A 10907-nucleotide genomic window follows, 5' to 3' on the forward strand; every position below is an offset into this window, starting at 1 on the left:
GGGGCCGCCTTTTCCCGGGGGGTGCCCATTTATCGGTTCTTGGGCCGGGGGGGCGCGGGGGCACGGGGGGGGCCCCCGGGGTACCACCCCCCGGGGGGGGGGGGTGGGCCCCCCCCCCGCCCCCGCGGCCTATTTCTCAGTGTTCCGCCCCGCTCTCCAGCCGCTGCCCCCGCAGCAGGAACCACGCCGCCACCGCCGCGGCCAGCAGGACCGCCGCGCCGACGCCCGCCGCGAGCGCCAGGCCGTCGACGAAGGACGTGCGGGCCGCGTCCAGCATCACCGCCGAGCTGTGTGCGGGCATGCTCGCGGCCGCCTCCACGGCGCCGCCGAGTGACTCGTGGGCCGCGGCCGGGGTGCCCGCCGGGCCCGTGAAGTCGCGGTAGACGCCGGTCACGATGGAGCCGAGCACGGCGATGCCGAGGGCCGCGCCGAGTTCGTACGCCGTCTCGGACACGGCGGAGGCGGAGCCCGCCTGCTCCTTGGGCACACTGGAGAGGATCACGTCGGCGGTCACGGTGAAGGAGAAGCCGGCACCGACACCGACGAACAGCAGCGCGGTCCCGAGCAGCGGGTAGCCGGTGGACTGGCCGATCACCGTGAGCGCGGCCAGCGCGAGGCCGATCGCCGCGAGGCCCCCGGAGACGACGGCCCGCACCGAGAAGCGGCGGGCCGCACGCCCCGCGGCCAGACCGGCCGCCACCGCGCCGATCGCGGCGGGCAGCTCGGCCAGTCCCGCCTCGAAGGGGCGCCTGCCCTGGACGAGTTGCAGGTACTGGGAGAGGAAGAAGACCAGACCGGACAGGCCGAGAATGGTCAGCAGGTCCGCCAGCACGGCCCCGCTGAAGCCGCGGTGGCGGAACAGCCGCATGTCCAGCAGCGGGGCGGGGAGCGTGAGCTGACGGCGTACGAACCCGTACAGGGCGGCCGCGCCCAGCAGACCGGCGGCCAGGGTGGCCCAGGCGAAGCCATGGGTGGCGGCCTCCTTCACCGCGTACACGACGCCGACCATGCCGACCAGCGACAGCACGACGCTGACCAGGTCCCAGGGGCCGGCGTTCGCGGTCCGCGACTCGGGCAGCAGCTTGATGCCGACGAGGACCAGGACCGCCATCACGGGCAGGTTGATCAGGAAGACCGAGCCCCACCAGAAGTGCTCCAGCAGGAAGCCGCCGACGATCGGGCCCACGGCCGTACCGGCGGAGGCGGTGGCGCCCCAGATGCCGACGGCGAGACTGCGTTCGCGCGGGTCGTGGAAGAGGTTGCGGATCAGCGCGAGCGTGGCCGGCATCAGGGTGGCGCCGGCGACGCCCAGCAGGGCCCGCGCGACGATCATCATCTCGGGGGTGGTGGCATAGGCGTTGAACACGGATATCGCGCCGAACGCCGTGGCACCGATCAGCAGGATCCGCTTGCGGCCGATGCGGTCGCCGAGGCTGCCCATGGAGACCAGCAGACCGGCGATGACGAACGAGTAGACGTCGCCGATCCACAGCAGCTGCGTGCCGGAGGGCTTCAGGTCCTCGCTGATGTAGGGGGTCGCGAGACCGAGCACGGTCGCGTCGACGGCCACCAGCAGCACGGCGAGCACGAGGACGCCGAGCGCGAGCCAGCGGCCCGGGCGCTTCACCGCCTCGGTCGCTTCCGCCGCCTGCAAGGTGCTGGTCATGATTCCTCTCTCCGTAGTGCGCCGCCGAGCAGCAGCTCGACGATCATGTGCTGGAAATCCTTGGGAGCACCCTTGCCGCTGTGCACCATCCAGGCGCCGGAGGCCATCAGGCCGTAGAGCGCCTCGGTGAGCCAGGCAGGGGTGAGGTCGATACGGAACTCGCCGCTGAGCTGGCCGCGCCGGAACACGGCGGAGATCCGGTCGTCGATCAGGGCCCAGCCCGCGTTCTGCTCCTCGCCCTCGAACAGCTGGTTCTCGGTGTAGAGGAAGGCGAGCAGTCCGGCGGCGGGCTCCATAGCGCCGACCAGCCGGCGTACGGCGTCGCTCGCCGTGCCCTCGTCGAGCCGGGCCGCGTCCAGTGCGGCCTCGCACTCCGCGATGCCGAGCGACTCCAGCGCGCGGACGAGAACGTCACGCCCGGCGAAGTGGCGGTGCAGAGTGGCCCGGCTGATCCCGGCGGCCTTGGCGACCTCGTCCATGGTCGCGGTGGCTTTGCGGGTCAGCAGGGCCGCGGCGGTGCGCAGCACGTGATCAGGATCGACAGCCATGAGACAAGCATAGCCCAGATGAGACACTGACGTCTCACTCTGGGCATGCTCGTCTCACGGCTGTCGGTTTTGTCGCTGTTGTCTTACGGAGAGGCGACGCTCAGTGCTCAGTGCCAGGGCAGCTGTCCGCGCCGCTCCCAGTACGTGTGCGGCTCCTCGGCCAGCACGGCGAGGCGGGTCAGCTGGTCGTCGTCGAGGTCGACGACCGCGGCGTGCAGGTTCGACGCGAGCTGGTTGGTGGTGGCCGCGCCGGAGAGGACCACACCGGCCCAGGGCTGCCGCAGGATCACGGCCAGGGCGACGGCGTCGCAGCCCAGTCCGGCCTCCTCGGCGACCTCCCGCAGAACGTCCGGGGCGTGCGGCCCGGCGAGCCGGCCGTTGGCCATGCCCTCCTTGACGATCACGGTGAGCCCGGCGTCGTGCGCCTCGGCGAGAGCGGGCGCGGCGGAGGTCTCCAGCGCGTTGTACGTGGACTGGACGGTACGGAAGAGGGGTTCGCCGTCGACCGTCACGGCGAGGGCGGCGCGGATCGCGTCCGCCTGGGCCGGACCGCTGGTGGAGAAGCCGAGGGTGAGGCCCTGGGCGGCGGCCTCCGCGAGCTTCGCGTGCAGCTCCTTGTCGGTGAGGGCCGGACTGTCCGGGGTCACCGAGTGGATCTGGTAGAGGTCCATCCGGTCGCCGAGCAGGGCGTCGCTCTCCGCGCGCTGGCGTTCGTAGGTGGGCAGGGTGTGGTCCTTGACCTCGTGCCGGTCGGCGTCGGTGGACCAGTCCGCGGTGTAGGTGTAGCCCCACTTGCTGCCGACGACGATGTCGTCGAAGGCGGGCCTCGCGTTGAGCCAGTCGGCGAGGAACTCCTCCGAGCGGCCGTAGGAGCGGGCGGCGTCGAAGTAGCGGACGCCCTGGGCGTAGGCGGCGTCGAGGAGTTCGTGTGTGCGGTTGCGGAGCGTCTCGACGCTGCGGTCTTCTCCGAGGTCTTCGTCTCGGCCGAGGTTGATGTAGCCGGGGCGTCCTACGGCGGCGAGGCCTAGTCCGATGTGACAGGTGGGAGTAGTTGCGGTCGCGAGGCGGGCGAAGGGCATCGCGGGCTCCGTTCGGTCGGCTCCGGTTCGGCTTCGACCAACGTAACCCGCGATGACCTTCGCCTCAGAGCTCGGGACTTGCGGTGTTTTGCGGGTGCGGGTTGTGGGGGCTTGTCGCGCAGTTCCCCGCGCCCCTAGAGAGCCCGCTGTCGTGCTGTTGCCCACTCGTGCTCGGCCGACACGTCCGCCTTTACCTCTGCCAGCTGGACCGCGACCGCGCTCGGGGCCGTGCCGCCCCTGCCGTTGCGGGAGGCCAGGGCGCCGGGGACGTTGAGGACGGTGCGGACCTCGGGGGTCAGGTGGGAGGAGATCTTGGCGAACTGGTCGTCCGTCAGGTCGTCCAGCTCCTTGCCCTCCGCCTCGGCGACCTTCACACACTCGCCGGCGACCTCGTGGGCGACGCGGAACGGGACGCCCTGCTTGACCAGCCACTCGGCGATGTCCGTGGCGAGGGAGAAGCCGGCCGGGGCCAGTTCCTCCATGCGCTCGCGGTGGACCGTGAGCGTGGCCATCATGCCGGTGAAGGCCGGCAGCAGGACCTCCAGCTGGTCGATGGAGTCGAAGACCGGCTCCTTGTCCTCCTGAAGGTCGCGGTTGTACGCGAGAGGGAGGGCCTTGAGCGTGGCCAGCAGGCCCGTCAGGTTGCCGATCAGGCGGCCGGACTTGCCGCGGGCCAGCTCCGCGATGTCCGGGTTCTTCTTCTGCGGCATGATCGACGAGCCCGTCGAGAACGCGTCGTGCAGGGTCACGAAGGAGAACTCCTTCGTGTTCCAGATGATGACCTCCTCGGCGATCCGGGAGAGGTTGACCCCGATCATCGCCGTGATGAAGGCGAACTCGGCGACGAAGTCGCGGGAGGCCGTGCCGTCGATGGAGTTGCCGGCCGAGCCGTGTTCAAAGCCGAGGTCCTTCGCCACCGCCTCCGGGTCAAGACCCAGGGAGGAGCCCGCCAGGGCGCCCGAGCCGTAGGGCGACACCGCCGTGCGCGCGTCCCACTGGCGCAGCCGCTCCGCGTCCCGGGACAGGGACTGGACGTGGGCCAGGACGTGGTGGGCGAACAGGACAGGCTGGGCGTGCTGGAGATGCGTGCGGCCGGGCATCGCCACGTCGGGGTGCGCCTCGGCGAGGCCGATCAGGGCGTCCTGGAGCTCCGCGATCAGGCCGCCGACGACCCGGGCGTGGTCGCGCAGGTACATCCGGAAGAGGGTCGCGACCTGGTCGTTGCGGGAACGGCCGGCGCGCAGCTTGCCGCCGAGGTCGGGGCCGAGCCGCTCCAGCAGGCCGCGCTCCAGCGCGGTGTGCACGTCCTCGTCGGCGATGGTGCCGACGAAGGAGCCGTCGGCGACGTCGGCTTCGAGCCGGTCCAGGCCGTCGAGCATCCGCGTCAGCTCGTCGTCCGTGAGCAGCCCGGCCTTGTGCAGCACGCGCGCGTGCGCACGCGAACCGGCGATGTCGTACGGCGCGAGCCGCCAGTCGAAGTGGACGGACGCGGACAGCTTCGCCAGGGCCTCGGCGGGACCGTCGGCGAAACGGCCGCCCCAGAGCCGGACGTCACCGCTGTTGCTGCTCACTTGCGTTGCTCCTAGAGGGGTGTGGATGTGACGCAGACCTTTATATGCCTCGGCCGGGTCCCGATGGGCCTAGGCCAGGTCGCGCTTCGCCGCGATCTTCGACGACAGGCTGTAGATGTCGATGAAGCCCTTGGCCGCTGACTGGTCGAAGGTGTCGCCCGTGTCGTAGGTCGCGAGGTTGAAGTCGTACAGCGACTGCTGCGAACGCCGGCCGGTGACGACCGCGCGGCCACCGTGCAGGGTCATCCGGACGTCACCGGTGACGTGCTGGTTGGCCTCGTCGACGAAGCCGTCCAGGGCGCGCTTGAGCGGGGAGAACCACTGGCCGTCGTAGACCAGCTCGCTCCAGCGCTGCTCGACGCCGCGCTTGTAGCGGGCGAGTTCGCGCTCGACGGTGACGCTCTCCAGCTCCTGGTGGGCGGTGATCAAGGCGATCGCGCCCGGAGCCTCGTACACCTCGCGCGACTTGATGCCGACGAGCCGGTCCTCGACCATGTCGATCCGGCCGATGCCCTGGGCGCCGGCGCGCTCGTTGAGCTGCTGGATCGCCTGGAGGACGGTGACGGGCCTGCCGTCGATCGCGACCGGGACGCCCTCCTTGAAGGAGATGACCACCTCGTCCGGCTCACGGGTGAGGGCCGGGTTCTCGGTGTACTCGTAGATGTCCTCGATCGGCGCGTTCCAGATGTCCTCGAGGAAGCCGGTCTCGATGGCGCGGCCGAAGACGTTCTGGTCGATGGAGTACGGCGACTTCTTGGAGGTCGCGATCGGCAGGCCCTTGGCCTCGCAGAAGGCGATGGCCTTGTCCCGGGTCATGGCGTAGTCACGGACCGGGGCGATGCACTTCAGGTCGGGGGCGAGGGCGACGATGCCGGCCTCGAAGCGGACCTGGTCGTTGCCCTTGCCGGTGCAGCCGTGGGCGACGGTGGTGGCGCCGTGCTTCCGGGCGGCGGCCACGAGGTGCTTGACGATCGTCGGCCGGGACAGGGCGGAGACCAGCGGGTAGCGGTCCATGTAGAGGGCGTTGGCCTTGATCGCCGGGAGGCAGTACTCCTCGGCGAACTCGTCCCTGGCGTCCGCCACCTCGGCCTCGACGGCCCCGCAGGCGAGGGCGCGCTTGCGGATGACGTCCAGGTCCTCGCCGCCCTGGCCGACGTCGACCGCGACCGCGATGACCTCGGCGCCCGTCTCCTCGGCGATCCAGCCGATGGCGACGGAGGTGTCAAGACCGCCGGAGTAGGCGAGTACGACGCGCTCGGTCACGGGTTCTTCTCCTCCGTACTGCAATCACTGTCCTGCATGAGTATGCAGAGCACTGCATGATTCGTCAATCCAGCGCGCATCCAGGCTCGGGGAGAGTGGCGGTTTTTGGTCAGTCCGAGAAGAATTTGAAGATCCTTTGAACGCGGGAAACCGCTTACTCGTACCTCTCGCCGAACGCAGGCGCCGCGTTTCAGCACACCGAGGACACCCCCGTCCCCCGACCCCTAGTGAGGCATCCGCATGTCCAGGGCTCTTCCGAAGTACAACAAGCGTCGCGTCGCGTTCATCGGCGGCGCCGCCGCGGTGGCACTGTCCGGCACGGTGATCGCCGGCTTCGCCCTCGCCGGGGAGACGCCCACGAGCGGTGGGACGAACGCCCGGACGCTGGCGGGCCCCGGCACCATCTCGTGCCCGGACGTCACCGGGCAGCTGCCCGCGGTGCCCGCCTCGGCGCAGGCGGAGGTCGACAGCAACCTCGCGCAGCTGAACACCCAGATCGAGGAGGCCAACAAGCGCCTCGTCGACACGGTCGGCCAGGGCGGACCCAACTTCGTCCAGAACGCCATCCTCGGCCCGCTGGAGGACAAGCGCGTCGCCGCCCTCAACCGCATCGAGACCGCCATCGGCCGCGCCGCCGAGAAGCCCGAGGGCCTCGAGGCCTTCGCCGCCTGCCAGCTCAACGCCGACGGCGGCGCCGGGGCGGGCGAGGCGGGCGAGGCGGGCGCCGGCGAGGAGGCCGGTGCCGAGGCCGGAGCCGGAGCCGAGGCCGGAGCCGGAGCCGAGGCCGGCGCGGAAGCGGGTGCCGAGGCCGGTGCCGGTGCCGGAGAGGACGCGGGCGCGGGTGCGGGCGAGGCGGGGAACGCCGGCGCCGGCGCGATCAGCTGCCCGGACGTCACCGGGGAGCTGCCCGCGATCCCCGCCTCGGCCCAGGCCGAGGTCGACCGCAACCTGGCGCAGCTGGACACCCAGATCCAGGAGGCCAACAAGCGCCTCGTCGACACCGTCGGCCAGGGCGGACCCAACTTCGTCCAGAACGCCATCCTCGGCCCGCTGGAGGACAAGCGCGTCGCCGCCCTCAACCGCATCGAGACCGCCATCGGCCGCGCCGCCGAGAAGCCCGAGGGCCTCGAGGCCTTCGCCGCCTGCCAGCTCAACCAGTGAGGTGACAGGCACCGTGGCCGCCCCGAGGGAGCGCCGGCCGGGGCGGCCACGGGCAGGCGCCTGAGCTACGGGATCCGGCAGAGGTGACCGGATCCCGTAATTCCTCAGCGTGTCACCGTAATTCCTTAGACAGTCGAAAGACCTGCGCCCATAATCGTTTGACATGGGAAAAACTCATGAGCGCATAGAAGGCCGGCTCCGCTCGTTCATCGAGGCGCAGCCGGTCTTCTTCACCGCCACCGCTCCCCTGTCCGCCGACGGCACGGTCAACCTCTCGCCCAAGGGCCTCAAGGGTTCCTTCGCGGTGCTCGACGAGCACACCGTGGCCTATCTCGACTTCGCCGGCTCCAACGCCGAGACCATCGCCCATCTGCGGGAGAACCGGCGGATCACCCTGATGTGGTGCGCCTTCCAGGGCCCGCCGAACATCGTCCGCGTCCATGGGCAAGGGGAGCCCGTCTTTCGCGACGACCCGCGCTTCCGGGAACTCCTCGCCCGCTTCCCGGACATCGACCCGGCCCAGCACGGCCTGCGCGCGATCATCGTCGTGACGGCCGAACTCGTCCGCGACACCTGCGGCTACGCGGTGCCCTTCATGGAGTACGAGGCGGAGCGCGATCTGCACGGCAAGCGTTTCGCGCGCGAGGACGACGCCTCGCTCGACGCCTACTTCACCAAGAAGGAGCACATCGCGACCAGCCTGGACGGACTACCCGGGCTGCCGTTGCCGCTGCCTCCCTCTACGGTCTGAGACATGCGCCCAGGTGCCGTCGCCCTCACCGTCTCCTCCCTCCTCTTGCTCGGCGCCGGGCAGCCCGACCGGGCGGCGCCCCTGCCGGAGCGGATGGCGGACACCGGCGGCGGCACCCAGCTGATCACCGCGGTGGCCCCGAAGCGGGCCTCCACCACGGGCACGGTCACCTGGTGGGACCTCAAGGGCGGGCGGTGGGTGCGGACCGGCTCCGCGCCCGCGCGCTTCGGAGCGAACGGACTCGTCGAGGGCGCCGCCCGCAAACAGGGCACGGACACCACGCCCACGGGCCTGTACGGACTGCCGTACGCCTTCGGCATCAAGGCGGCGCCGCGCGGGACGGCGTACGGCTACCGCCGGGTGCACCGGGACTCCTGGTGGTGCCAGGACAACGACTCCCGCTCCTACAACCGCTGGAGCGAGCCCCGCGCGGCCGACTGCCGGGCCGCCGAGTCCGAGCAGCTGATCACCTACCCGGCGCAGTACGCGCACGCGCTCGTCATCGACTTCAACTACGAGCGTCCCGTCCGGGGGCGTGGCGCCGGGATCTTCCTGCATGTCAACGGGCGGGGAGCGACGGCCGGCTGCGTCTCCGTGCCGAAGGACGCCATGCGGCGGATCCTCGTCTGGGCCGACCCGGCGAAGCGTCCCCACATCGCCGTCGGGACGAAGAGCGGGACCACCGCCGTCACGCGCTACTGAGGCGGGGACGCCGCGGGGGCGCGTGGGCGTGTTACCGCCGGTCACTCCCGTGCGCACATGACTCGGTACGCGGCTGAACACTCCCGCGTCCCGGCACGTATCTGTGGGCCAAGGGTCAAGTCCCCACGGAGGAACCGTGACCACCACGCTCGCAGGCGGCCGTGCCGCCCGTCGCCAGACGATGCGCCGCATCCGCCCGCGCCGCTCCCCGGCCGTCCCGCTGCTGATCGCCCTGTGGGCGGGAGCGGCGGCCGTGCTGTGGCTGTGGTGGGACAACACACCGTCCCTCGCGGACGACGCGAGCAAGATCCTGGCCGCCGGCCGGATCACCGGCCTGCTCGCCGGCTACCTCATGGCGCTGGTGGTGCTCCAGATGGCCCGGGTGCCCGCGCTGGAGCGACGGGTGGGCACCGACCGGGTCGCGCGCTGGCACGCCATGACCGGCCGCTACACGCTCTGCCTGGTCCTCGCCCATGTCTTCCTCACCATGTGGGGCTACGCCCTGCAGGCGGGCAAGGGACTCGGCGACATCGTCCAGCAGACGACCGACTCCATCAACCAGCTGCCGGACATGGGCAAGGCCGCCATCGGCACGGGTCTGCTGTTCGTCATCGGGATCCTCTCGATCGGCGGGGTCCGCCGTCTGATCGGGTACGACACCTGGTACCACGTGCACCTGCTCACCTACGTGTCGGTGTACATGACGTTCTGGCACCAGATCACGACCGGCAACGAGTTCGCCGTCGAGCCGGCCGCGAAGACCTTCTGGTACGGGCTCTACGGCGTGGTCACCGCGCTGGTGCTCTGGTACCGGATCATCACCCCGATCCGCCTGAACCTGCGGCACCGCATGCGGGTCGAGGCGGTCATCGAGGAGACTCCCGGGATCGTGTCCGTGCTCATCGGCGGACGCAAGCTGCACCGGATGGGCGCGGAGGCCGGGCAGTTCTTCCGCTGGCGGTTCAAGGCGCCGGGCATGCGCTTCAGTTCGCACCCGTACTCCCTGTCGGCGGCGCCCCGCCCGGACATGCTGCGGATCACCGTCAAGGCGATCGGCGACCACACCTCCCGGCTGCGCGAGCTCCAGCCCGGCACCAAGGTGTGGGCCGAGGGCCCGTACGGCGCCATGACCGCGCAGCGCCGCAGCCGCGGCAAGGTGCTGCTGGTCGCGGGCGGTGTCGGCATCACCCCGATGCGGGCCCTGTTCGAGACTCTGCCGGGCTCCTCCGGCGACATCACGCTCCTCTACCGGGCCAACAGCACCCAGGACCTGGCTCTGTGGGGCGAGTTGGCCAAGATCGCCGACGAGCGCGGCGCGCGGCTGATGTACGCGGTCAACAGCCCCGACGGCGAACGCCCCGACATCTCCGCGGAGTCCCTCCAGCGGAAGATCCCCGACGTCGACAACCACGACGTCTTCATGTGCGGGCCGCCCGGCTTCGCGCAGTCGGTCTACGAAGCACTGCGCGGCGCGGGAGTCCCCGCCCGCCGTATCCATCACGAGTCGTTCGAGATGTGAGCGACGGGACATCAACGGCCCTTCAGGAGCTTGAGAAACGATGAGGAAGAGTCACCCCGTCCGGCGTGCCGTGCTCGCCGGCGCAGCCACCGTCTCCGGGATCGTGCTGCTGCTGTCCATGAAGCCGGCCTCCGACCCGGGCGGTGCCCAGGCGGCGGGCGGCCAGGTCCCGCCCGCCGCGGCCGGGCAGGCACCGCAGGGCGGCGTGAACGGCGCCGTCACCGGTGACGCTCAGCAGACGCAGTACGGTCCGGTGCAGGTCCGGGTCACCGTGGCCGGCGGGAAGATCACCAAGGCCGAGGCCGTCCAGGCGCCCAAGGGCGGACGCAGCGACCAGATCACCGCCAGCTCCGTGCCCCGCCTCAACCAGGCGGCGGTCGCCGCCCAGAGCGCGGAGATCGACGCCGTCTCCGGGGCGACGTACACCAGCGCCGGCTACAAGAAGTCCCTCCAGTCGGCCCTGGACAAGGCCAAGGCCGCGGGCGGCGCCGCGCAGGGCTCGGGCAACGCCCAGACCCTCACGGGCGATGCCGTGCAGACGCAGTACGGCCCGGTCCAGGTCCGGGTCACCGTGGCCGGCGGGAAGATCACCAAGGCCGAGGCCGTCCAGGCGCCCAAGGGCGGGCGCAGCGACCAGATCACCTCCT

The 10907-nt window shown here is 71.1% G+C and carries 10 protein-coding genes; 5 read left to right on the plus strand and 5 right to left on the minus strand.

What is annotated here, in order from left to right:
• Window positions 1-136: 136 nt before the first annotated feature.
• From ACFT32_RS36330 to ACFT32_RS36350, 5 genes are all read right to left on the minus strand, one after another.
• On the minus strand, window positions 137-1666 hold the full coding sequence (locus tag ACFT32_RS36330; protein ID WP_382497717.1) for an MFS transporter: 1530 nt from the start codon (window positions 1664-1666) through the stop codon (window positions 137-139).
• Window positions 1663-2214 carry a TetR/AcrR family transcriptional regulator gene (locus ACFT32_RS36335; protein ID WP_382497719.1) on the minus strand — a complete coding sequence of 184 codons (552 nt, stop codon included), beginning with the start codon at window positions 2212-2214 and terminating at the stop codon, window positions 1663-1665. The genes ACFT32_RS36330 and ACFT32_RS36335 overlap by 4 nt, the downstream gene beginning before the upstream one ends.
• Before the next feature lie 107 nt (window positions 2215-2321).
• Window positions 2322-3293 (minus strand): aldo/keto reductase, encoded by a 972-nt coding sequence (locus ACFT32_RS36340; RefSeq protein ID WP_382497720.1) that lies wholly within the window; start codon window positions 3291-3293, stop codon window positions 2322-2324.
• A 134-nt stretch (window positions 3294-3427) separates the two neighbouring features.
• Window positions 3428-4864: an argininosuccinate lyase gene (argH, locus tag ACFT32_RS36345; protein WP_382497722.1), complete on the minus strand. Its 1437-nt coding sequence runs from the start codon at window positions 4862-4864 to the stop codon at window positions 3428-3430.
• Between the two features lie 69 nt (window positions 4865-4933).
• Window positions 4934-6127, minus strand: a complete 1194-nt coding sequence (locus ACFT32_RS36350) for an argininosuccinate synthase (protein ID WP_382497724.1) — start codon at window positions 6125-6127, stop codon at window positions 4934-4936.
• Between the two features lie 240 nt (window positions 6128-6367).
• Between ACFT32_RS36350 and ACFT32_RS36355 the strand changes: the two genes are divergently transcribed.
• The 5 genes from ACFT32_RS36355 to ACFT32_RS36375 all read left to right on the plus strand — a co-directional run.
• Window positions 6368-7288: a hypothetical protein gene (locus ACFT32_RS36355; protein ID WP_382497726.1), complete on the plus strand. Its 921-nt coding sequence runs from the start codon at window positions 6368-6370 to the stop codon at window positions 7286-7288.
• A 163-nt stretch (window positions 7289-7451) separates the two neighbouring features.
• Entirely contained in the window at window positions 7452-8039 is a 588-nt protein-coding gene (locus ACFT32_RS36360; RefSeq protein ID WP_382497728.1) for a pyridoxamine 5'-phosphate oxidase family protein, read from the plus strand.
• Window positions 8040-8042: 3 nt separating this feature from the next.
• Window positions 8043-8741: a L,D-transpeptidase gene (locus tag ACFT32_RS36365; RefSeq protein ID WP_382497729.1), complete on the plus strand. Its 699-nt coding sequence runs from the start codon at window positions 8043-8045 to the stop codon at window positions 8739-8741.
• A gap of 136 nt (window positions 8742-8877) precedes the next feature.
• Entirely contained in the window at window positions 8878-10260 is a 1383-nt protein-coding gene (locus ACFT32_RS36370; protein ID WP_382497731.1) for a ferric reductase-like transmembrane domain-containing protein, read from the plus strand.
• A 40-nt stretch (window positions 10261-10300) separates the two neighbouring features.
• Window positions 10301-10907, plus strand: a 607-nt coding sequence (locus tag ACFT32_RS36375; RefSeq protein ID WP_382497733.1) for an FMN-binding protein, incomplete at its 3' end; no start/stop codon positions are given.

The sequence above is a fragment of the Streptomyces sp. NPDC057002 genome, from assembly GCF_042673825.1.
GTDB lineage: Bacteria > Actinomycetota > Actinomycetes > Streptomycetales > Streptomycetaceae > Streptomyces.

What these genes read in the sequence shown, in the direction of transcription:
- ACFT32_RS36365 (WP_382497729.1), top strand. Translation starts at nt 8,043, where the DNA reads ATGCGCCCAGGTGCCGTCGCCCTCACCGTCTCCTCCCTCCTCTTGCTC.
- ACFT32_RS36355 (WP_382497726.1), top strand. Translation starts at nt 6,368, where the DNA reads ATGTCCAGGGCTCTTCCGAAGTACAACAAGCGTCGCGTCGCGTTCATC.
- ACFT32_RS36340 (WP_382497720.1), bottom strand. Translation starts at nt 3,293, where the DNA reads ATGCCCTTCGCCCGCCTCGCGACCGCAACTACTCCCACCTGTCACATC.
- ACFT32_RS36360 (WP_382497728.1), top strand. Translation starts at nt 7,452, where the DNA reads ATGGGAAAAACTCATGAGCGCATAGAAGGCCGGCTCCGCTCGTTCATC.
- ACFT32_RS36330 (WP_382497717.1), bottom strand. Translation starts at nt 1,666, where the DNA reads ATGACCAGCACCTTGCAGGCGGCGGAAGCGACCGAGGCGGTGAAGCGC.
- ACFT32_RS36335 (WP_382497719.1), bottom strand. Translation starts at nt 2,214, where the DNA reads ATGGCTGTCGATCCTGATCACGTGCTGCGCACCGCCGCGGCCCTGCTG.